19 protein-coding genes are annotated in these 22,213 nt (G+C 72.3%); 6 read left to right on the top strand and 13 right to left on the bottom strand.

Annotation, left to right across the window (positions count from 1 at the left end):
- A complete protein-coding gene (locus A5643_RS08660; RefSeq protein WP_066853956.1) occupies positions 1-1,194 on the top strand; it encodes a CynX/NimT family MFS transporter in 1,194 nt (397 codons plus the stop codon).
- Between the two features lie 9 nt (positions 1,195-1,203).
- On the opposite strand, the gene A5643_RS08655 is transcribed toward A5643_RS08660, so the two are convergent.
- Genes A5643_RS08655 through A5643_RS08645 form a run of 3 tightly spaced genes read right to left on the bottom strand, consistent with a single transcriptional unit; the run spans position 1,204 to position 5,910 of the window.
- Positions 1,204-2,634, bottom strand: a complete 1,431-nt coding sequence (locus A5643_RS08655; protein WP_066853954.1) for a phytoene desaturase family protein — start codon at positions 2,632-2,634, stop codon at positions 1,204-1,206.
- Positions 2,631-4,424, bottom strand: a complete 1,794-nt coding sequence (locus A5643_RS08650; RefSeq protein WP_066853951.1) for a DUF3556 domain-containing protein — start codon at positions 4,422-4,424, stop codon at positions 2,631-2,633. Before A5643_RS08650 ends, A5643_RS08655 begins: the two co-directional genes overlap by 4 nt.
- A 1-nt stretch (position 4,425) precedes the next feature.
- Complete coding sequence (locus A5643_RS08645) at positions 4,426-5,910, bottom strand: class I adenylate-forming enzyme family protein (RefSeq protein WP_066853950.1); 1,485 nt, start codon at positions 5,908-5,910, stop codon at positions 4,426-4,428.
- 236 nt (positions 5,911-6,146) lie between these two features.
- Between A5643_RS08645 and A5643_RS08640 the strand changes: the two genes are divergently transcribed.
- A complete protein-coding gene (locus A5643_RS08640) occupies positions 6,147-7,430 on the top strand; it encodes a PucR family transcriptional regulator (protein WP_082948841.1) in 1,284 nt (427 codons plus the stop codon).
- A 3-nt stretch (positions 7,431-7,433) separates the two neighbouring features.
- Here A5643_RS08640 and A5643_RS08635 read toward each other — a convergent pair whose 3' ends face one another.
- The 9 genes from A5643_RS08635 to fadD3 are packed head-to-tail and all read right to left on the bottom strand — an operon-like array spanning position 7,434 to position 17,166.
- Positions 7,434-8,702: a hypothetical protein gene (locus tag A5643_RS08635; protein ID WP_066853949.1), complete on the bottom strand. Its 1,269-nt coding sequence runs from the start codon at positions 8,700-8,702 to the stop codon at positions 7,434-7,436.
- A gap of 28 nt (positions 8,703-8,730) precedes the next feature.
- Positions 8,731-9,126: a heme-binding protein gene (locus A5643_RS08630; protein ID WP_066853948.1), complete on the bottom strand. Its 396-nt coding sequence runs from the start codon at positions 9,124-9,126 to the stop codon at positions 8,731-8,733.
- Positions 9,127-9,180: 54 nt separating this feature from the next.
- On the bottom strand, positions 9,181-10,296 hold the full coding sequence (locus A5643_RS08625) for a pyridoxal phosphate-dependent aminotransferase (RefSeq protein ID WP_066854260.1): 1,116 nt from the start codon (positions 10,294-10,296) through the stop codon (positions 9,181-9,183).
- 56 nt (positions 10,297-10,352) lie between these two features.
- Positions 10,353-11,519: an alpha/beta hydrolase family protein gene (locus A5643_RS08620; protein WP_231995511.1), complete on the bottom strand. Its 1,167-nt coding sequence runs from the start codon at positions 11,517-11,519 to the stop codon at positions 10,353-10,355.
- Between the two features lie 5 nt (positions 11,520-11,524).
- Positions 11,525-12,511 (bottom strand): linear amide C-N hydrolase, encoded by a 987-nt coding sequence (locus A5643_RS08615; RefSeq protein ID WP_066853947.1) that lies wholly within the window; start codon positions 12,509-12,511, stop codon positions 11,525-11,527.
- Positions 12,512-12,540: 29 nt separating this feature from the next.
- A complete protein-coding gene (gene ipdE2 / locus A5643_RS08610; RefSeq protein ID WP_066853946.1) occupies positions 12,541-13,506 on the bottom strand; it encodes an acyl-CoA dehydrogenase IpdE2 in 966 nt (321 codons plus the stop codon).
- A gap of 11 nt (positions 13,507-13,517) precedes the next feature.
- The gene (locus tag A5643_RS08605; protein WP_066853945.1) at positions 13,518-14,483 is read right to left on the bottom strand and encodes an acyl-CoA dehydrogenase family protein; all 966 of its coding nucleotides are present in this window, start codon (positions 14,481-14,483) and stop codon (positions 13,518-13,520) included.
- A complete protein-coding gene (locus A5643_RS08600; RefSeq protein WP_066854255.1) occupies positions 14,480-15,610 on the bottom strand; it encodes an acyl-CoA dehydrogenase family protein in 1,131 nt (376 codons plus the stop codon). Before A5643_RS08600 ends, A5643_RS08605 begins: the two co-directional genes overlap by 4 nt.
- Positions 15,610-17,166, bottom strand: a complete 1,557-nt coding sequence (gene fadD3, locus A5643_RS08595) for a 3-((3aS,4S,7aS)-7a-methyl-1,5-dioxo-octahydro-1H-inden-4-yl)propanoate--CoA ligase FadD3 (RefSeq protein ID WP_066853944.1) — start codon at positions 17,164-17,166, stop codon at positions 15,610-15,612. Before fadD3 ends, A5643_RS08600 begins: the two co-directional genes overlap by 1 nt.
- Positions 17,167-17,282: 116 nt before the next feature.
- Here fadD3 and ipdE1 point away from each other — a divergent pair, with 116 nt between their 5' ends.
- The 4 genes from ipdE1 to fadA6 are packed head-to-tail and all read left to right on the top strand — an operon-like array spanning position 17,283 to position 21,002.
- On the top strand, positions 17,283-18,443 hold the full coding sequence (gene ipdE1 / locus A5643_RS08590) for an acyl-CoA dehydrogenase IpdE1 (RefSeq protein ID WP_066853942.1): 1,161 nt from the start codon (positions 17,283-17,285) through the stop codon (positions 18,441-18,443).
- A complete protein-coding gene (gene ipdF / locus A5643_RS08585) occupies positions 18,440-19,240 on the top strand; it encodes a (5R,7aS)-5-hydroxy-7a-methyl-1-oxo-2,3,5,6,7,7a-hexahydro-1H-indene-carboxyl-CoA reductase (RefSeq protein ID WP_066853940.1) in 801 nt (266 codons plus the stop codon). Before ipdE1 ends, ipdF begins: the two co-directional genes overlap by 4 nt.
- A 5-nt stretch (positions 19,241-19,245) precedes the next feature.
- Positions 19,246-19,827, top strand: a complete 582-nt coding sequence (gene kstR2, locus A5643_RS08580; protein ID WP_066854253.1) for a TetR family transcriptional regulator KstR2 — start codon at positions 19,246-19,248, stop codon at positions 19,825-19,827.
- A gap of 2 nt (positions 19,828-19,829) precedes the next feature.
- Entirely contained in the window at positions 19,830-21,002 is a 1,173-nt protein-coding gene (gene fadA6, locus A5643_RS08575) for a steroid 3-ketoacyl-CoA thiolase FadA6 (protein WP_066853938.1), read from the top strand.
- 13 nt (positions 21,003-21,015) lie between these two features.
- Here fadA6 and A5643_RS08570 read toward each other — a convergent pair whose 3' ends face one another.
- Positions 21,016-22,167, bottom strand: a complete 1,152-nt coding sequence (locus tag A5643_RS08570) for an NAD-dependent formate dehydrogenase (RefSeq protein ID WP_066853936.1) — start codon at positions 22,165-22,167, stop codon at positions 21,016-21,018.
- Positions 22,168-22,213 lie beyond the last annotated feature (46 nt).

Genomic DNA, 22,213 nt, shown 5'->3' with positions numbered 1-22,213 from the left:
CTGCGCTCGCCGGTCGACAGGCTCCGCGCGTACCGCGGCGGCGGTGCGCTGCTGGTCGCGGCGGTGGTGCTGGTCGCGTTGAACCTGCGCCCGGCGATCACCAGCGTCGGCCCCGTGCTCGGCGAGATCCGCCGCACCTTCGGCCAGTCGGCGGCCTGGGCCGGTGTGCTGACCACCCTGCCGGTGCTGTGCTTCGCGGCGGCCGGGCTGGCCGCGCCGTGGCTGTCCCGGCGGATCGGGCTGGCCCGGGCGATCTCGTGGGCGCTGAGCATCCTCGCCGCCGGCCTGCTGCTGCGGGTGCTGGCCGGATCGGCCACCATGCTCGGCGGCACCCTGATCGCCACCGCCGGCATCGCGCTGGTCAACGTGCTGATCCCGGTGGTGGTCAAGGGCGCGTTCCCAACCCGGATCGGGCTGATGACCGGTCTGTACACCGCCGCGCTGCAGGGCGGCGGCGCGCTCGGCTTCGCGCTGACCCCGCCGCTGACCGTGGCGCTGGGCGGCTGGCGGCCCGCCCTGGCGAGCTGGGCGGTGCTGGCCGGCGGCGCCCTGCTGGTGTGGCTGGTCGCCGCGCGCGGACACAACCGGCTGTGGTCGCCGGCCGGGACGCCGGCGCTGCAGCGCGGCGCGAGCCTGCTGCGCAACCGGCTGGCGTGGACGGTCACGGTGTTCTTCGGCACCCAGGCGTTCCTGGCCTACGTGGTGATGGGCTGGCTGCCGGAGGTGTTCATCGAGCGCGGGGTGAGCAAGAGCCAGGCCGGGCTGCTGCTCGGGCTGGTCTCACTGATCGCGGTGCCGATCAGCCTGTTTCTGTCCCCGCTGGCCGCCCGCCGCGACAGCCAGGCCGGCTGGATCCTGGCCCTCGGGCTGCCCGGCCTGGCCGGGGTGCTGGGCCTGCTGCTCGCGCCCGGCGCCGCGCCGCTGCTGTGGAGCGTGCTGATCGGGTTGGGCATGAGCGTGTTCTCGCTGGCGCTCACCGTGATCGCGCTGCGCACCCGCACCGCCGAGCAGACCGCGCGGCTCTCCGGCATGGCCCAGGGGCTGGGCTACCTGCTGGCCGCGGCCGGTCCGCTGCTGTTCGGGCTGCTGCGCGAGTACACCGGCGGCTGGACGGCGCCGTGGCTGGTGGTCACCGTGGTCTACGTCGTGCAGCTGGTGGCCGGGACGCTGGCCGGCCGGCACCGCTACGTGTGAGCGGCGCGCTCAACGCCGGCGCAGATCGGCCAGCGCGGTCTCGGCGGCGTGGAAACCGTTCATGCCGTGCACCCCGGCGCCCGGCGGGGTGGCCGAGGAGCACAGGTACAGCCCGCCGGCCAGCCGGTAGGGGTTGACCGCGAACCGGGGCCGGAACAGCAACTGGGTGACCGTGTTGGCGCCGGCGCAGATGTCCCCGCCGACGTAGTTGGCGTTGTGCCGCTCCAACTCGGCCGGACCGCGGCTGACGGTGGCCAGGATGCGGTCGGTGAAGCCGGGCGCGAACCGTTCGATCTGGGCGATCACCGCACCGGTCGCGTCACCGGAATAGCCGTGCGGCACATGGGCGTAGGCGTAGATCGGGTTGACTGTGTCCCGTGACCGGGACGGGTCGCACAGGTACTGCTGGCCGAGCAGCACGAACGGCCGCTCGGGCATCACCCCGCGGGCGGTCTGCGCCTCGGCGGCGGCGATCTGCGCGGCGGTGCCGCCGAGGTGCACGGTGCCGGCCCGGCGGCACTGCGGGTTGGTCCACGGGATGTCCCCGTCGATGGCGAAGTCGACCTTGAATGCGGCCGGCCCGTAGGAGAACCGGCCCAGCGCGCGGCGCAGCCGCGGCGGCAGCCGGTCCCCGGCGATACGCAGTGCCGCGTGCGCCGCGGTGTCGAACATGACCACCGCCGGTGTCGCACCGGCGATCTCGGTGAGCTCACCGAGATCGTGCACCGTCGTTGCGGTGACGACCCGGCCGCCGTGGTCGGTCAACTCGGCGATCAGCGCGTCGGTGATCGCGCCGCTGCCACCGGCCGCGACCGGCCACCCGACCGTGTGCGCCGTGCCGACGAACATCGCGCCCACCGCCGTGCTCAGCGGGGTGTCCAGCCGGCCGAACTTGTGCGCCGCCAGGCCGATGAACAGCGCGCGGGCCGGCTCGTCGGCGAACACCCGCGCCGCCCAGGTGGCAGGCACCGCGGCGCTCAGCCCGAACCGGGCCAGCGCCAGCGGGTGCCGCGGCAGGTGCAGCGGCGGGCCCAGCGCCTCGCCGATCACCCGCTCGAAATCGTCGAGCACCGGCGCGAACAGCCGCCGCCAGCGCCGGTGGTCGGCGCCCAGCGACTCTGCCGTCGCCTCCGGGTCGCGGGCGGCGACCCCGGCCCGGCCGTCGTCGAGCGGGTGCGCGAGATCGACGTCGGGCCAGCACCACCGCAGACCGTGCCGACCCAGGTCCAGCGCCGCGAAGTACGGGGAGGCCACCGCGGTCGGGTGAACCGCCGAGCACTCGTCGTGGCGCAGCCCGGGCAGGGTCAGCTCGGCGGTGCGGGCGCCCCCGCCGGGCCGGTCGGCGGCTTCCACCACGGTCACCCGCAGCCCGGCGTGGGCCAACCGGATCGCGGCGGCCAGCCCGTTGGGGCCGCTGCCGACGACGACCGCTGCGCTCATGCAGCCGGTTCCGGCGCGCGGGTCAGGGTGTGCTTGCGGGTGTAGCCGGCCGCGGTCCAGGTGACGGTCAGCGGCACCGGGCCCTCGGGCAGCCACGGCTGGCGGGCCACGCAGTCCGCGGTGCGCCAGGTGCCGCGTTCGACCACCCCGAGCGCGGCGTCGATCACCTGGTAGTCCTGGGTCTTGCGGAACAGCGGCTGCCCCTCGGCGTAGATCACCACGAAGTCGCCGGGCGCGAAGTTCAGCCGTTTCTGCAGCGCGGCGATGAGCGCTTCGCCGTGCAGATGCCCGTCACCGAAGTTCCAGCCGGTGATGGTGTTGCACGCCACCTCGCCTTCGCGCACCGTGCGGGCGTCGATGTCGTCGAGGTGCTCGCAGGCCACCGACAGCAGTCCGCGGCCCTGACCGTGCAGGCTGCGCCAGCCGACCACCCGCTGCACCATCATCTCGGCCTGATCCGGCTCGTAGCCCATCGCGACCAGTTGGTCGACCTGCCGCACGGTGCCGGGCAGGGCGTTGAGCCGCTCCTCGACTCCGGGCCGCATCGCCCAGATCCCGGTGGCCCAGTTGCCCGAGTACTGGCGCATGCCGGGCAGGAACGACACCAGATCCGGGCGCAGTTCACCGAGCACGGGGAAGAAGAACGCCAGGACGAACATCGGGATCAGCAGCCACGCCGGCTCGAACCGGAAGATCGAGAACACCGCCGGGTCGTGGCCGATCCACAGGTTGATCGCCGCGTACCCGAAGAAGATGTTCCACTCCAGCGGCACCGCCAGCGGGAACGTCGAGGTGATGAACACGTGGAAGGCGACCATGACCGCCGCGCCGATCAGCGCCACGGTGGCGTTGGTGGTCAGCAGCAACACGATGGGCACCGCGATCTCCACCGTCGTGCCCAACAGGTGCGCGGCCATCCAGGCCACCCGGGAGGGCCGCAGGTCGTGCGGCGCGTCCCGGTACTGCAGCCGCTTGAGGAACTTGACCGGGATGGCCGGGCTGTTGGAGATCATCGGCGGTACCACCATCGCGAAGTGCTCGGTGAACTTCGACACCCCGGCGGCCACCCAGACGCAGACGATGACGATCTTGAACGCCACCACCATCGACACGAAGTCACCGGCGATGCCGAACACCGCCGCCCACAACATGATCGGCAGATACTGCTCGGAGCGTCCGGCCAAGAAGATCACCTTGTCGCGCAGACCCATCAGCGGCATGACCACCAGCACCGGCAGGAACGCCCAGCCCGGCACGATCTGCTGCCCGGCGAACCCGGCGACGTCGACGGCCGGGGTGGCCAGCGGCAGCACCAGGGCGGCCAGCACCGCGAGGTAGCCGGCGACGTCGCCGACGGTGCGGGTGTCCCCGCCGGTGCCCGGGACCACGCCGGGCCACGGCGCCAGCCGGATGGTGCCCGGCCGCAGCCAGAACCGCCAGCCGCCGGTCATCGGTTTGAAGTGCCCGCACAGCGGCCCCCAGGCGCCGCCGAGGCCGAGCACCTCCAGCAGCATCAGCCAGACGGCCAGCTTCTGGTAGGTGACGATGTTGGCCCACCACGAGCCGACGTCGGTGACGCTGACCGAGCTGCTGGTCAGCGCGGTGATCACGATGCCGAGGGCCAGGTACAGGCCGAGCATCTTGGCGATGTAGACCAGGTTGAGCACCTTGGGTGTGCCGAACCCCTCATACAGCCAGTCCTGGGCGGCGATCCGCACCCGCTCGCGCAGCGGCAGCGTCAGGTAGTGCGCCGGTTCGACCGGTGGTTCGGACGGGGTCAGAAAGCCCATCTCAGGCCCTTTCGTCGGCGGTGGCGGGGGTGGACAGGGTGCGCAGCGCCGGCTTGTCGATCTTGCCGACGGGGTTTTTGGGCAGCGCGTCGAGGACGGTGATCGCCGCCGGGACCTTGAACCGGGTGAGCCGGCGGGCGCAGGCCTGCCGCAGCGCCTCGACGTCGACGGCGTGCCGCGGGCGGGGCGCGACGTAGCCGACCGGCACCTCGCCGTAGACCGGGTCGGGCCGGCCCACCACGGCGGCCTCCAGCACCGCCGGGTCGGCCAGCAGCACGTTCTCGATCTCCTTGGGGGAGATGTTCTCCCCGCCGCGGATGATCATGTCCTTGATCCGGTCGACCAGCCGCAGGTAACCGTCCTCGTCGAGGACGCCGACGTCGCCGGTGTGCAGCCAGCCGTCGCGCAGCGCCGCCGCGGTCGCCTCGGGTAGGTTGTGGTAGCCGGCCATCACCTCGGGGCCGCGGATGACGACCTCACCGGCCTCGCCCGGCGGGAGCAGCCGCCCGTCGGGGGCCATGACGGCCACCGTCTGGCCTGGCAGCGCGGGCCCGACGGTGCCCGGCTTGCGCAGGCCGTCGGGCGGGTTGCAGGTACTGCCGCAGGTGGCTTCGGTCAGTCCGTAGCCCTCGACGACCGGGAACCCGAACCGCTGCTCGACGGCGTCGAGCAGGGCCGCGGTCGCCGGGGCGGCGCCGCAGACCGCGAACCGCACCGAGGAGGTGTCGGCGGTGACGGCGTCGGGCAGCGACACCAGATGCGAGTAGATGGTGGGCACCGCGGAGAAGTAGGTGGGCCGCAGCCGGTCCACGGCCGCCAGGAACTCCACCGGGTGGAACCGGCGCAGCACCGACAGTTGGCCGCCGGCGCGGATGGTGGACAGGAAGCTGACGCACAGCGCGTTGGCGTGGAACAGCGGCAGCACCAGCAGGCAGTGGTCGGCGGCGGTGAGGCTCATCGCCTCGACCATCGCGGCGGTCATCGCGTCGAGGTGGGAGTGGTGCAGCCGCACCCCCTTGGGCCGGCCGGTGGAGCCGCTGGTGTAGATCAGGAACGCCAGATCGTCGGGGCGGGTCGCCGGCTCGGGCAGCGCGGGGCCGGCCGGTGCCGGGGTGTGCCGCAGTTGCTCGGCGGTGAGGGTGGGCCGGTCGGCGGCCGGGCCGGGCGCGTCCTCGGCGATGACCAGCGCGGCGCCGGCGTCGGCGATCTGGTAGTCGGCCTCCTCGGCGGTCAGCGCCGGGTTGATCGGGGTGGCCGCGGCGCGCAGCCGCCACGCCGCGACGATCGCGATCAGCAGTTCGACCCGGTTGGGCAGCAGCACCGCCACCACCGAACCGGCGCGCACCCCGGCCTCGGCGAACCGGCCGGCCGCCGCCTCGACCCGTTCGGCGAACTCGGCGGCGGTCAACTCGGTGGCCTCGTCACGCACGCACGGCCGGTCGCCGGCGCCGGCCGGGCGGGCCCACGGCAGGTAGTCCAATGCCACGGTCGGGTCGCTCCTCGGGGTCGTCTGATGCCGGTGTCGTCGTCGGATCCGTGTCTCGCTAGCAATGTAATGTGCCTCACAGGAACGGTCATTGGTCTTGACGCACAAACATCTGCCGATCCTTGTTCGCCAAGGCCAGAACGGCTCCGGCCCTGACCTCGTCTTACGGCTCACGCGCCCAAAAGCTGGCCGATCGCGGTTGGGTTCCGGACCCAAGCCCGGGAGGGGGCGCGCCGGTGAACGCACCCGATGCCGCCGCGCTCGAGGCGCGGGCGGCGACGCTGGCCGCCGAGGCCGCCGCCACCCTCGGCGCCGAGCTGCCCACGGTCGGGCCGATCCTGCACGCCCGGCTGGTCGAGCTCATCCCCGAGCTGCGCGGCGATCAGCCGATCATCGACCTGCTGCAGGCCAGCCTGGAGAGCAACATCGCCCTATTCGTCGACTCCGCCGTGCAGGGCCGTCCCGTCGAAGAGCTGGTGCTGCCGGCGCCGGCGGTGGAATACGCCCGCCGGCTCGCGCAGCGCGGTATCTCCTCCACGGCGCTGGCCCGCGCCTACCGGCTGGGGCAGCGCTGGCTACTGGACTGGTTCACCGCCGAGCTGGACCGGACCGAGCCCGACGCCCGGGTGGCCTACCGGGCGGCCGCCCGGCTGCAGATCTGGTCGTTCGCCTACATCGACTGGGCCTCCGAACACGTCATCGTCGAATACGAACGCGAGCGCGAACAGTGGCTGGCCAATCAGAACAGGCTGCGCACGACGATGCTGACCGATCTGCTCGCCGGCACCGTCGCGGACACCGCCGCCGCGGAACGCGCGCTGGGCTACCGGCTGCGCGGACGCCACCTGGCCGTGGTCGTCTGGACCGCCGACACCGGCTCGTCGGCTCAGCGGCTGCACCGGCTCGAGCGGCTCGTCACCCGGGTGGCCGAGACGGTGGGGGCCACCGGGTCGCCGTTCTTCCTGGCCCAGGACCGGGCCCGCGGCTGGGGCTGGCTGCCGCTGGGGCCCGGCCGGACCGGCCCCGACACCGCCGGGCTGACCCGCCTCGTGGAGGTCGAAGAGCCGGCGGCGCGGCTGGCCCTGGGCGCCCCCGGCGCCGGGACCGCCGGGTTCGTCGCCAGCCACCGCGGCGCGCTGCGCGCCTACACCGTCGCGGTCACCGCGGGCGCCCGGGCCGGCCGGGTGACCTCCTACGCCGACCCGGGGGTGCGGGCGGCGGCGCTGCTCACCGCCGACCTGGCCGCGACCCGCGAGCTGGTGGCCGCGGCGCTGGGGTCGCTGGGCGCCGACGACCCGGCCGCGGCGGTGTTGCGCGAGACGCTGCTGGAATTCCTGACCGCGCAGTGCAGCTACGTCGGTGCCGCGGGGCGGCTGCACGTGCACAAGAACACCGTCAAATACCGGCTGGAGAAGGCGACGGGCATCCTGGGGCGCCCGGTCGAGGACGACCCGCTCGGGCTGGAGTTGGCGCTGACCGCCTGCCGCTGGCTGGGGCCCGCCGTCCTGTCCCGGGGGTGACGGTCACCGGCCGTGCCAGCGCGCCTGGTGCTCGGCGTGGCTGGCCAGGTAGGCGCCGGGGGCGAAGAACTCGTCGTAGAAGTCGGTGTCGAGGTGCTGGGCCTGCAGGTACATCAACACGTGCACGGTGGGCACGGTGCCGGGTAGTTTGCCGAAGGTGTCGTGGATGTAGGTGGCCTGCAGCGTGACCAGTTCGGCGATGCCGTCGGCGGGCAGCGCCGAGGAGCGCACCGCGACGCTGTCCGACCACGGCCCGGCGGTGTCGGGATGAAACGGGCCGCCGGGCCCGAACTTGCGGGCCACCAGCTTGTCCACCCCGGCCGCCACCGTCGGCACGTGCGGCGGGCTCAGCGTCTCGAACACCCCGGGCAGGCCGGTGGCGTTGGGAAACGGCCACCGCGGATCGTGGTCGGCGCGGAACCCCAGCCCGGGTGTGCGCGGATCCCCGGAGCCGCCCAGCACCGACAACCGGTCCAGGCCGTCGAAGGTCCACCCGCCCAGCCCCATCGCCTGCAGCGCCAGCACCCCGTTGTGGGCGGCGATGGACAGCTCCGCGCTCGCCTCGGTCAGGGTGTACTGCTCGACGAACGACAGCGGGATCGGGTCGTCGGCATGCGGCAGCGCGCCGAACCGCTCGACGCCGGGGATGGCGCGGCCGTGGATGTCGTCGGTCACCGGGTAGCCGTTGGCGGCGAAGAACCACAGGTTCTCCATCAGATGCTCGGCCAGATCGGCGACCGGGAACGCCAGCAGGCTGCCCGGGTGGTTGGCGATCCAGGTGTTGTGGCCCTCCATGTAGGGCTCTTCGCGGGGCAGCTGCAGCCGCCGCGGCGAGATGCGCCGGTAGCCGGCGGCGGTGGCCGCCAGCCAGTCCTCGATCGCCCCGGCATCGCCGGGCGCGACGTCGCGGGTGTCCAGCAGGTAGGTGCCGGAGTCGTCGGTGAAGAACAGCCGGCTGGTGTGGAACCCGGCCGCGCTGGGGAAGGTGCGTCCGGTGGCGCTGCCCGGGTAGTTGGGCAGTGCCGGGGCGTAGCGCGGGTGGTGGGTGATGCCGTCGTGCCAGCCGGTGACCCCGGCCAGGAACGCCAGCACCACCGCGCGCTCCACCTCCGAGAGCGGCTGCACCGGGCGCCGGCTGGTGAAAGCCAGTGCGCCGGAGGGGATCCGGCCGCCGACCGGGAACCGCCGCGAGCGCCGGCCGGTGATCGCGGTCAGCAGCGGGAAGCGGGCCAGCTCGGCCAGCGCGGCCCGCTCGTGCTCGGCGATCCGCAGGTGCCCGGCGGTGTGCGCGCTCAGCGGGTCACTCGGTGATCGTGTCGATCAGGGTGGCCAGGTGCCCGGGGGACAGCTCCACCCCGCACTCGTTGCGCATGTCGGTCAGCGGCCGGGCGATGTCCTGCAGCTCCAGCAGCTCGCCGGGGTGGGCGGTGAAGTAGCCGCGCACCGAGTCCCGGGCCTCCTGCGGTGATTGCTTGGCCGCGGCGGTGATCACGTCGTTGGCCTCCGGGTGGGCGTCGAAGAACCCGCTGGCCTTGGCCAGCACGCCGCTGGCCGTGCTCGACAGCGCCCCGGCGGTGCACGGCGGTGCCGCGGCGGCGGTGCCCGCCGGGCCGGCGACGGCCAGCGCACCGGCCAGGCCGATCACCGCCGTCCCGGCGGCGAGGCGGTGGGTGCGGGTCCGGCGTGAGCGCGCCATCGAGAGGTCCTTCCGACGAGAGGCGGGAACCCTCGCCAACCTACCGCAGCGCTGTCAGCGGTGCAGCCAGCCGCCGATGCGCTGCAGGCCCGCTTCGATCTCGGCGGTGGGGCCGGCGAACGACAGCCGCACGTAGCGCGGGCCGTGCACCGTGTCGAAGTCGATGCCGGGCGCGATCGCCACCCCGGTGTCGGCCAGCAGGTCTGCGCACCACCGCTGGGAGTCGTCGGTGTGATCGGCGACGTCGGCATAGACGTAGAACGCCCCGTCGGTGGGGGCCAGCCGGGTCAGGCCCAGCGCGCGCAGCCCGTCGAGCAGCAGCGCCCGGTTGGCGGTGTAGTGGCGCAGGTGCCCGTCGGCCTCGGCGAGCGCTTCGGCGCTGAACGCCGCCACCGCGGCGTGTTGGGACAGCGCCGGCGGGCAGATGGTGAGGTTGCCGGTGAGCCGGTCGACGGCGCGGCGCAGCGCGGCGGGCACCAGCAGCCAGCCCAGCCGCCAGCCGGTCATCGCGAAGTATTTGGAGAAGCTGTTGGCCACCACCGCGGTGCGCGAGCTCTGCCACGCGCAGCTGGTCGCCGGCGCGCCGGGGTAGACCAGCCCGTGGTAGACCTCGTCGCTGATCAGCCGGGCGCCGGTGTCGTCGCACCAGGCGGCGATCGCGGCCAGCTCGGCCGGCTCGATGACGGTGCCGGTGGGGTTGGCCGGGCTGGCCACGATCACCCCGGCCACCGGCGGGTCCAGCGCGGCCAGCATCGCCGCGGTCGGCTGGAAACGGGTCTCGGGTCCGCAGTCCAGTTCGACGACCTCGCAGCCCAGCGCGGTCAGGATGTTGCGGTAACACGGGTAACCCGGGCTGGCGATCGCCACCCGGTCGCCGGGGTCGAAGCAGGCCAGAAACGCCAGCAGGAATCCGCCGGAGGAGCCGGTGGTGATGACCACGTCGTCGGCGTCGACGGCCAAACCGTAGTTGTGCCGGTAGGACTCGGCGATGGCCGCCCGCAACTCCGGAATGCCCAGCGCCACGGTGTAACCCAGCCGGTTGTGGGCCAGCGCATCGGCGGCGGCGGCGAGCACCGGCGCCGGGGCACCCGCGCTGGGCTGGCCGGCCGAGAGGTTGACCAGATCGCCGTGGCTGCGCTGGCGTTCCGCGGCGGCCAGCCACACGTCCATGACGTGGAACGGGGGGATGCCGGCACGCAGCGCGACCCGGTCGCCGCCGGCGGCGGTCACCGCCCCATCACCCGCGCCAGAAACGCCGTGGAGTCGGGCATCGACGCCAGCACGGTCCCGGAGTGGTCCTGGTCGGGGTAGATGTGCAGCTCCACCTGCTGGCCGTGTTCGACCAGTTGCTCGTTGAGCCAGAGCGTCGACTCCGGGGGCACGTCGGTGTCGCGCAGGCCCGCGCCCAGGAAGATCGGGCGGTCGTAGCCGTCGACCGGGGTGCCCATGAACTCGTCGAGCACCGCGTCGATGCCGGGCAGCGAACTGACCGGCGCGCTGAACAATTCGTTGAGCGTGGTCCCGCCGACCCGGGTGTCCAGGTCGGGTTTGCACACCGTCTCGGCGGCGTCGGTCAGTTCCCGGCCGCGCGGGGTCAGCACGCTGTCGACCGGCAGCTCGGGGTACGCCTCGCGCAGGGCGGCCAGGATGTACGCGGTGTAGCTGATGGCCGCGGGCGGCAGGTGCTGGGCGGGCAGGTCGGGGCCGGCCTGCAACACGGTCTGTTCGATGTTGGCCGGGGTGCCGGTCGCCACCACGCCGCGGTAGTCCAGCCCGCTGCCCGCGGTGAACTCGCTGGCGCGGCGGGCGCTGTTGATCGCCGCGCCGCCGCCCTGGGACTGGCCCACGATCGCCCACTTCGGCGAGAGCGGCAGGTCCATCCCGTGCACCGCGCGCACCGAGTCGATCACCGAGTGCGCCTCGGTGACGCTGTTGAGGTAGCTCATCAGCCCGGGGGTGCCCAGCCCGACGTAGTCGGTGCCGACCACCGCGTAGCCCTGGTCGAGCCAGTGCGACAGGTATTCGTTGTCGCGGGGGCTGCGCGGGTGCGCCGACGGGGTGCAGTCGTCGCCGAGGCCGACGGTGCCGTGCGCCCAGGCGATCACCGGCCAGCCGCCGGGCGGCGGTGCGCCGTGCGGCACGAACACCACCGCGGTGCTCACCGCCGGCCGGTCGTGCTGGTCGGGGGTGGAGTACAGGATCCGCCAGGCCTGCCCGGCGCCGGCCACCGACAGCGCCGGGTCCAGCGGCACGGTGGTGATCAGTTCCCCGGCCGGCGGGATGGGCCCGGTGTAGTCGCGGGCATCCAGCCCCGACCAGGTCGGCGCCGCGGCCGCCGCGACGGCCGGGGCCGCCACCGCCGCCACCAGCACGGCCAGCAGCGCGACGAGCAGTCGCCTCACGCGCTCACCCCCAGGAACGTGAACGGCTCGGCGGCGACGAAGTCCGCCGAACTCTCCCCGGCGAAGGTGTTGGATTCGTTGGCGCCCAGATCCAGCTTCAGCACCGGCGAGCCGTCCGCCAGGTCGAGTTTGTTCAGATCCACCCAGAACACGTTGGGGGTCAGCGCCGACTCGAAGAAGTACAGCTTGCGGGTGTGATGGGCCACGGTGCGCCACCGGGTCGAGGAGATGTTCGGCTCGTCGGGGGTGGAGATGCCGAAGGGCACCGACACGTTGCGCACCACGCTGAACACCGACGCCAGCGCGGTCCGGGGGTCCTCGGGTTTGGGCACCGCGTTGACGTAGAACGACGCGCGGGCGAACCGGTCGGCGGCCCGGTTGGTGCCGGGCAGCATCACGGTGCCGCCCAGCTGCTCCCAGTAGGCGTTGACCGCCAGCTGTTCGGAGAAGATCGGCGAGTTCGTCATGACCTGGTAGGCCCGGTCGTGGTGAATGGTCTGCACGCCGTCGATGTATTCCACGATGGCGCTGTCGCCGGTGGCGTCCGACAGCGACAGGTGCAGCGTCGCCAGCCGGTCCTGGCCGGGCACCCCGTCGGTGACCACGTCGAACGGTGTCGAGGAGAGGGCTTCGACGGCCTCGGCGACGGTGGCGAAGTTGTCGAGCATGTACTGCGCCCAGGCGGCGATGGTCAGACCGGGCCGGCTGCCGTCATAGGCCGGGTAGGTCGACTCGGCCAGCCACAGCAGGTTGGCCGACAGCCCGGCTTCGTTGAGCCCGTCGGTGGTGCACACGTCGTAGGCGGTGGCGACCACGCTGCCGTACTTGGCGGTCCAGGACACCGAGTTGGGGCCGACCTTGCCGGTGCGGGTGATCCCGCGCGGCAGCGCCCACAGGTTGGTGGCCAGGTCCAGCTTCCAGTCCATCGACCGGCCGGTGATGATGTTGTCCGCCGTGCCCAGATACACCAGTCGGGTGCACATGTGTCCGTCCTCCAGGGTTTTTCCGGAGGCTACCCGACGGACTGGGTGAACACCTCGGATTGCAGCCCGCGCAGCGCGTCGGCGGGCGGCTGAAGAAGATGCGAACTTCCGTGTGCCCGTTTGAAATACAGCTGGATGTCGCTCTCCCAGGTGATGGCGATCCCGCCGTGCAGCTGGATGGCCTCGGCGGCTACGGTGTTGAACGCCTCGCTGGCGTTGACCCGGGCCAGGGCGGCCGCGGTGGGCGACGGGTCGGCGATCGCCTCGGCGACCACCGCCCGCGCGGTCTGCACGGCCACGTACAGGTCGGCCATCCGGTGCTTGAGCGCCTGGAAGCTGCCGAGCGGCCTGCCGAACTGCACCCGGCTCTTGGTGTACTCCACGGTCAGGTCCAGGCAGCGGGTCGCCGCCCCCACCTGCTCGGCGGCCAGCAGCAGCGCCGCGTAGTCGCCGATGCCCGGGTCGGCGCCGAGCGGCGCGGTGGACCCGGGGGTGATCCGCCCCAGCCGGCGGGTGGGGTCCATCGTCGGCACCGCGGTCGCCTCGAAGGTCTCCCAGCGCACCAACCGGTCACCGTCGAGGCCGACGACGACGTCGCCGGGGCCGACCAGGTCGCCGTTGAGCGCGTAGTCGGGGTCCAGCGCCACCGTGCCGACGGCCTCCCCGGCGGCGAGGCGCTCGAGTGCGTCGGCGTCGGGGGACTCGGCGGACAGCAGCGCCAGCTCGGCCAGGGTGGTGCCCAGCAGCGGGGTGGGGACCAGGGCCTTGCCCAACTCCTCGAGCACCACCGCGGCGTCGGCCAGCTCGCCGCCGGCGCCGCCGAACTCCTCGGGCACCACCAGCGCGGCAGCGCCGACCTGTTCGCACAGCAGCCGCCACAGCGCCTCGTCGTAGCCGCGGGGCGACTCCATCGCCGCGCGCACCGCCTCGCCGGAGGCGTGCTTGTCGACCAGCGCGGCCACGGTCTGCCGCAAAAGATTCCGTTCGTCGCTCATCTGCGGCTCCTCTACAGCGCTTCCAGGACGCGGCGGCGGTGGCTGGTCGGGTCGCCCCAGGCCGAGCGCAGCGCCTGCACCCGCAGCAGCCACAGCGACAGGTCGTGTTCGGCGGTGAACCCGATCGCGCCGTGGGTCTGCAGCGCGGACTGGGCGGCCAGCAGCGCGGCGTCGGAGGCGGCGGCCTTGGCGGCGCTGACGTCGCGGGCGGTGTCGGCGGAGTCCTCCGCCAGCGAAAGCGCCGCGCCGTAGAGCAGCGGCCGGGCCAGCTCCAACGCGATGTGGATGTCGGCCAGCTTGTGTTTGATCGCCTGGTAGGAGCCGATCACCCGGCCGAACTGGGTGCGCTGCTTGGCGTAGTCGACCGAGGCGTCGAGCATCGCCTGCCCGGCGCCGACGAGGTGGGCGGCGGTGGCCAGCGCACCGAACTCGTAGGCGCGGGCCACGTCGGCGTCCCAGGCGGGGGTGCCTGCGGTGGTGTCGAACAGTCGCCGGCCGGGGTCGACCGAATCGTGCCGGTCGCCGACGTCGGCCACGCTCACCTGCCCGTCGGCGGCGTGCAGCACCAGCCCGGCGGTGTCGGCGTCCACGGCGCGCGGCGCCGCGGGCGGCAGCGCCGCGGTGACGATCAGCTCGCCGCCGGCCAGCCCGGCCAGCTGGGTCGCGGCGTCGGGGGAGCCGGCCAGCAGGATCGGGGCGACCGCAACGGATTCCACCACCGGGCCGGGCACACACCAGCGGCCCAGCCGTTCCATCGCCACCACCAGGTCGACGGGGTGGGCGTCCATCCCGTCGTGCTCCTCGGGGATCATCAGGGCGGTCACGCCCAGCTCCGCGAGCCGCGCCCACACCGCGCGGCCGGGTGCGGTGTCGCCCTCGCCCCAGGCGCGGACCGCGGTGGGGACGTCGGCGGCGCCGAGGGCGGCGTCGATGCTGGCGGCGAAGTCGCGCTGATGCGCGTCAAGATCGAATTTCACTTCTTCTCCCGGGGCAGGCCCAGCAGGCGCTCGGCGATGATGTTGCGTTGGATCTCGTTGGTGCCGGCGTAGATCGGCCCGCCCAGGGCGAACAGGTAGCCGTGCATCCAGGAATCGGCGAGTTCGCCGTCGGCGCCGCGCAAATCCAGCGCGGTCTGGTGCAGCGCCACATCCAGGTCCGACCAGAACACTTTGGTCACCGAGGACTCCGCGCCCAACTCGCCGCCGGCGGCCAGCCGGGTGACGGTGCCGAAGGTGTGCAGCCGGTAGGCCTGCGCCTTGATCCAGGCGTCGGCCACCCGGTCGCCGAAGGCGGCGTCCGGGTTAGCTTTCCACAGCGCGGCGAGTTTCTCCGCACCGACCAGGAAGCGGGCCGGGCTGCGTAGCGACATGCCGCGCTCGTTGCTGGAGGTGCTCATCGCCGCCCGCCAGCCCTCGCCCGGCGTGCCGATCACGTCGTTGTCGGCGACGAACACGTCGTCGAGGAAGATCTCCCCGAACCCGGTGTCCCCGCCCAGCTGGGAGATCGGCCGCACGGTGATGCCGTCGGTCTTGAGGTCGAACATGAAGTAGGTCAGGCCGCGGTGGCGCTGCTCGGCCGGGTCGGAGCGGAACAACCCGAAGGCCTTCTCCCCGAACGGCGCCCGGGAGCTCCAGATCTTCTGGCCGTTGAGTTTCCAGCCGCCGTCGACCTTGGTCGCCGTCGAGCGCAGCGACGCCAGGTCGCTGCCGGACTCCGGCTCGCTCCAGGCCTGCGCCCAGATCTCCTCGCCGCTGGCCATCTTGGGCAGGATGCGTTCGAGCTGCTCTTCGGTGCCGTGCGCGAACAGGGTGGGGGCGAGCATCGAGGTGCCGTTGGCGCTGGCCCGGGCCGGGGCGCCGGCGGCGAAGTACTCCTCCTCGAACGCCACCCACTGCAGCAGGGTGGCGTCGCGTCCGCCGTAGCGCTTCGGCCAGGCGATCACCGACAGCCCGGCGTCGAACAGGATCCTGTCCCACCGGCGGTGCTGCTCGAATCCCTCGGCGGTGTCGTAGGACTTCGTCGGGAACGACGCGGTGTTGGCGGCCAGGAATTCGCGCACCTCGGCGCGGAACGCCAGCGTCTCCTCATCGAATGTCAGGTCCATCAGGCCCACTCTCTCAACTCATGTTTGACCACCTTGCCGCCCGGGTTGCGCGGCAGGGCGTCCACAAAGGCCACCGATCGTGGCGTTTTGAAGTTCGCGAGATGCTCTCGGGCGTAGCCGATCACCTGCGCCTCGTCGAGATCGGCGTCGGGGCGGGCGACCACGAACGCCTTGCCGACCTCGCCCAGCCGCTCGTCGGGCACGCCGATCACCGCGACGTCGGCCACCCCGGCCAGCCGGCTGAGCACCTGCTCGATCTCGGCGGGGTAGACGTTGAAGCCGCCGCAGATGTACATGTCCTTGAGCCGGTCGGTGATCCGCAGGTTGCCCGCCGCGTCAAGGGTGCCGACGTCGCCGGTGTGCAGCCAGCCGTCGGCGTCGATCGCGTCGGCGGTCGCGTTCGGGTCGTCGAGGTAGCCCAGCATCACGTTGGGGCCGCGTAGCAGCACCTCACCGGCCTCGCCGGGCGCGGCTTCGGCGCCGTCGGAGCCGGCGATGCGCAGCTCGAAGTCGGCGATCGGGCGCCCGCAGGTGGTGGCCACCGTGACCGCGTCGTCCTCGGCGCGGCACATGGTGCCGAACCCGCTGGCCTCGGTGAGCCCGTAGGCGGTCAGCACGATGTCGATGTCGAGTTCGGCTTGCATCCGCTCGATGAGCACCACCGGCACGGTCGCCGCGCCGGTCACCGCGAACCGCAGTGAGCTCAGGTCGAATTCGTCGCGGCGGGGCTGATCGAGCAGGGTCTGGTAGATCGTCGGCGGGCCGGGCAGCACGGTGATCCGGTGCGCCTGCACCGCGGCCATCGCGGCGGCCGGGTCGAAGGTGAGCTGCGGGACCAGGGTCGCGCCGGTCTGCAGGCAGGCCAGGATGCCGGCCTTGTAGCCGAAGTTGTGGAAGAACGGGTTGATGCACAGGTAGCGGTCGTCGGCGCTGAGTTGCCCGCACGCCGCCCAGGCCGCCGAGCCGGCCAGCGACTGCCGGTGCGCGCAGCGCACGCCTTTGCTGCGGCCGGTGGTGCCGGAGGTGAACAGGATGTCGGCGACGTCGTCGGGGCCCAGGGCCGCGGCCCGCGCGTCGACCTCGGTCAGCGGCACGTCGGCGCCCGCGGCGACGAACTCGTCCCAGCTGCCGTCGTCGGCCTCGACGGGCACCCGCACCACCTCGCGCAGCGCGGGCAGGGCGGCGCGGTCCAGCTCGGCGGCCCGGTCGTGGCCGAGGAACTCGCCCATCGCGATCAGCAGCGGCGCCTGGGTGCGGGCCAGGATGTCGCCGGCCTCGGCGGCGGTGTAGCGGGTGTTCAGCGGCACCAGCACCGCCCCGGCGTAGTGGGTGGCCAGGCACGCCACCACCCAGTGCCAGGTGTTCGGCGACCAGATCGCCACCCGGTCGCCGGCGCCCACCCCGCGGGCCAGCATCGCCGCGGCGGTGCGGCGCACCTGCTCGCGCAGTTCGGCGTAGGAGAACTGCCGCTGCTCGTCGAGCAGGGCCGGGTGGTCGGGCAGGTCACGGGCAATCCGGTCCAACACCGCAGGTGTGGTCCGCGGATCGCTCGTCATGGACGCTCCTCTGGGCTGCTCGACCGGGCGGGTACGGCCGCGACCTCGGTCGGGTGCCAAAGCCGGGTGACAAAGTCGAGTAACAAAGCAAGTGCTTGGTAGGTTAGCCTACAGGGGTGCAAGAGGTCGAGGAGTTCCGGGCCGAGGTCCGCGCATGGCTGGCCGACAACCTCGTCGGCGAATTCGCCGAGCTCAAAGGGCTGGGCGGGCCGGGCCGCGAACACGAGGCGTTCGAGGAGCGGCTGGCATGGAACCGCCACCTGGCCGCGGCGGGCCTGACCTGCCTGGGCTGGCCGGTCGAGCACGGCGGCCGCGGCCTGTCGGTGGCCCACCGGGTGGCGTTCTACGAGGAGTACGCCCGCGCCGACGCCCCGGACAAGGTCAACCACCTGGGTGAGGAACTGCTCGGGCCGACCCTGATCGCGTTCGGCACCCCCGAACAGCAGCAGCGGTTCCTGCCCGGCATCCGCGACGTCACCGAACTGTGGTGCCAGGGCTACTCCGAGCCCGGCGCGGGCAGCGACCTGGCCAACGTGGCCACCACCGCGGTGCTGCACGGCGAACGCTGGGTGATCAACGGACAGAAGGTGTGGACCTCGCTGGCCCACCTGTCGCAGTGGTGTTTCGTGGTGGCCCGCACCGAGAAGGGCTCCAAGCGCCACCACGGCCTGTCCTACCTGCTGGTGCCGCTGGACCAGCCCGGTGTCCAGATCCGCCCGATCAACCAGCTCACCGGCACCTCGGAGTTCAACGAGGTGTTCTTCGACGACGCGGTCACCGACGCCGACCTGGTGGTCGGCGAGCCCGGCGACGGCTGGCGGGTGGCGATGGGCACCCTGACCTTCGAGCGCGGCGTCTCCACCCTGGGCCAGCAGATCCGCTACGCCCGCGAACTCGCCGCGCTGGCCGAGCTGGCGCAGCGCACCGGCGCGGCCGACGACCCGCTGATCGCCGAGCGGCTCACCCGGGCCTGGGTCGGGCTGCGCGCGATGCGCTCCTACGCGCTGGCCACCATGGATGTCGAGCAGCCGGGGCAAGACAACGTGTCGAAGCTGCTGTGGGCCAACTGGCACCGCGACCTGGGCGACCTGGCGATGGACGTCATCGGCAAACCCGGGCTGGTGCTCGACGGCGCCGACGGTGCCGCCGACTTCGACGAGTGGCAGCGGCTGTACCTGTTCACCCGCAGCGACACCATCTACGGCGGCTCGAACGAGATCCAGCGCAACATCATCGCCGAGCGTGTCCTCGGCCTACCGCGGGAGGCAAAGGGATGACCCGGTCTTCGGACCTGACGACAGCGCCTGAGGAGATCGGCGGCCACGGCCTGCTGACCGGCAAGGTGGTGGTCGTCACCGCCGCCGCGGGCACCGGGATCGGCTCGGCGGTGGCCCGCCGGGCGCTCGCCGAGGGCGCCGACGTGATGATCTCCGACCACCACGAGCGGCGCCTCGGCGAAACCCGCGACCAACTGGTCGCGCTCGGACAGGGCCGGGTGGAATCGGTGGTCTGCGACGTGACCTCCACCGCGCAGGTCGACGCGCTGATCGCCTCGACCACCGCCCGGATGGGCCGGCTGGACGTGCTGGTCAACAACGCCGGGCTGGGCGGGCAGACCCCGGTCATCGACATGACCGACGAGGAGTGGGACCGGGTGCTCAACGTCAGCCTCACCTCGGTGATGCGGGCGACCCGGGCGGCGCTGCGCTACTTCCGGGAGGCCGGGCACGGCGGGGCCATCGTCAACAACGCCAGCGTGCTGGGCTGGCGCGCGCAGCACTCCCAGTCGCACTACGCCGCCGCCAAGGCCGGAGTGATGGCGCTGACTCGCTGCAGCGCCATCGAAGCCGTCGAACAGGGGGTGCGGATCAACGCGGTCTCCCCGTCGATCGCCCGGCACAAGTTCCTGGAGAAGACCAGTTCGGCCGACCTGCTCGACCGGCTCGCCGGCGGGGAGGCGTTCGGCCGGGCCGCCGAACCGTGGGAGGTGGCCGCCACCATCGCCTTCCTGGCCAGCGACTACGCGAGTTACCTTACCGGCGAAGTGATCTCGGTATCGTCGCAGCATCCGTGATCCCGATGACCCGCCGTGACGAACTGCTGCACCTGGCCGCCGCCATGTTCGCCGAGCGGGGGCTGCGCGCCACCACCGTGCGCGACATCGCCGACGGCGCCGGCATCCTCTCCGGCAGCCTGTATCACCATTTCTCCTCCAAGGAGCAGATGGTCGACGAGGTGCTGCGCGACTTCCTGGACTGGCTGTTCGACCGCTATCAGCAGATCGTCGCCGCCGAGGCCAACCCGCTGGAGCGGCTGCGCGGGCTGTTCATGACCTCGTTCGAGGCGATCGAGCACCGCCACGCCCAGGTGGTTATCTACCAGGACGAAGCCAAGCGGCTCTCCAGCCAGCCGCGCTTCGCCTACCTCGACGAGCGCAACAAAGAGCAGCGCAAGATGTGGGTCGACGTGCTGCAGCAGGGCATCCGGGAGGCCTACTTCCGCCCGGACCTCGACGTCGACCTGGTTTACCGTTTCATCCGTGACACCACCTGGGGGTCGGTGCGCTGGTATCAACCCGGCGGACCGTTCACCGCCGAACAGGTGGGTCGGCAATACCTCGCCATCGTGCTGGGCGGAATCACCGCAGGAGAAGGAGTCTGAGCATGTCCACCACCGTTTCTGAGGCCTATGTGATCGACGCGGCGCGCACCGCGGTCGGCAAGCGCAACGGCTCGCTGGCCGGTGTGCACCCGATCGACCTGGGCGCCACGGCGTTTCGCGGGCTGCTCGACCGGGTCGGTGTCGACCCGGCCGCGGTCGACGACGTCATCGCCGGCTGCGTCGACGCGGTCGGCGGCCAGGCCGGCAACATCGGCCGGCTGGCCTGGCTGGCCGCCGGCTACCCCGAGGGCGTTCCCGGCGTCACCGTCGACCGGCAGTGCGGGTCCAGCCAGCAGGCGATCTCGTTCGGCGCCCAGGCCATCATGAGCCGCACCGCGGACCTGATCCTGGCCGGCGGCATGCAGAACATGAGCTGGATCCCGATCTCCTCGGCGATGATCGTCGGGGAGCAGTTCGGCTTCACCTCCCCGACCGGTGAATCCAAGCAGTGGCTGAAACGCTACGGCGACCAGGAGATCTCGCAGTTCCGCGGCGCCGAGCTGATCGCCGAGCGCTGGGACCTCTCCCGCGAGGAGATGGAGCGTTTCGCCCTGCAGAGCCACGAGCGGGCGTTCACCGCGATCCGCGAGGGCCGCTTCGACAATGAGATCATCCCGGTCGACGTCGACGGCACCGAGTTCCGCACCGACGAGGGGCCGCGCGAGTCCACCCTGGAGAAGATGGCCGGGCTGAAGACCCTGGTCGAGGGCGGCCGGCTGACCGCGGCGCTGGCCAGCCAGATCTCCGACGGCGCGTCGGCGGTGCTGCTGGCCTCCGAGCAGGCCGTGGCCGACCACAACCTGAAACCGCGGGCCCGCATCCACCACATCAGCGCCCGCGGCGACGACCCGGTGCTGATGCTGACCGGGCCCATCCCGGCGACCCGCTACGCGCTGGACAAAGCCGGTTTGAGCATCGACGACATCGACGTCGTGGAGATCAACGAAGCGTTCGCGCCGGTGGTGCTGGCCTGGCTCAAGGAGTTCCCGATCGACCCGGCCAAGGTCAACCCCAACGGCGGCGCGATCGCGCTCGGCCACCCGCTGGGGGCGACCGGGGCGAAGCTGTTCACCACCATGCTCAACGAGCTGGAACGCACCGGCGGGCGCTACGGGCTGCAGACGATGTGTGAGGGCGGCGGCACCGCCAACGTCACCATCATCGAACGGCTCTGAGCCCGCGGCGCGCTCACCGGTAGGAGTGCGCGCCGGTGCCGGCCAGCTCACCGCCCGCCACGATGAGGTACTCGGGGCGGATGGGCCGGCCGGCCAGCCAGTCCTCGAGGATCTCGCGGGTGCCCGCGGCGTAACGGGCCTGCGCCGACAGCGTGCTGCCCGACACGTGCGGCGTCATGGCGTGATTGGGCATGGTCCGCCACGGATGGTCGGCGGCCGGCGGTTGCGGATGCCACACGTCCCCGGCGTATCCGGCGAGGTGGCCGCTCTCCAGCGCCGCCACCACCGCCTCGGGCACGGTCTCCTCGGCACGGGCGGTATTGACCAGGTACGAGCCGCGGCGCATCGAGCCGATCAGCTGCTCGTCGAACATGCCGCGGGTGTCGGCGTACAGCGGCGAGTGGATCGAGACGATGTCGACCGCCCGCGCCAGCGACGCCACATCGGGGTGGAACGTCACGCCCAGTTCCCGCTCCACCGGCTCGGGCAGCCGGTGAATGTCGGTGTAGTGCAACCGGACCCCGAACGGTTTCATCCGCTCGAGCACCGCCCGGCCGATCCGGCCCGCGGCGATCACCCCGAAGTCCATGCCCTCCACGTCGTAGGCGCGGGCGACACAGTCGGCGATGTTCCAGCCGCCGTCGACGGCGAACCGGTGCGACGGCACGAAGTTGCGCACCAGCGCCAGCGTCTGCAGCACGGTGTGCTCGGCGACGCTGATGGAGTTGCTGTAGGTCTCCTCCGCCACGGTGATGCCGTGCGCCCGGGCGGCGTCGAGATCGACGTGATCCGAACCGATCCCGGCGGTCAAGGCCAGTTTGAGCTTGGGGGCTCGCGCGATTCGTTCCGCGGTCAGGTAGGCCGGCCAGAACGGCTGGGAGATCACGATGTCGGCGTCGGGGAGTTCCCGGTCGAACACCGAGTCGGGGCCGTCCTTGTCGGAGGTCACCACCAGCTCGTGGCCGTTGTCGGCGAAGAACTTCCGCAAGCCCAACGCGCCGGAGACACAGCCCACCAGCTCGCCGGGGGTGAAGTCGATGCCCGACGGGGTGGGCAGGGTCGAGCCGTCGGGGTAGCGGCCGATGCTCGGAATGGTGTCGCGGGCGTACCGCGGCGGGTAGCCGTCGACCGGGTCGGGATAGAGCACCATCACACATTTCGCCATGGCCCCAGTCTGGGCGGTGCCCGGTCGCGCCGTCCAAGACGAGTTT

Source organism: Mycobacterium sp. 1274756.6, assembly GCF_001668625.1.
Taxonomy (GTDB): Bacteria; Actinomycetota; Actinomycetes; order Mycobacteriales; family Mycobacteriaceae; genus Mycobacterium.
Note: the sequence above shows the minus strand (reverse complement) of the source record. Positions and strands in the feature narration are given on the sequence as shown.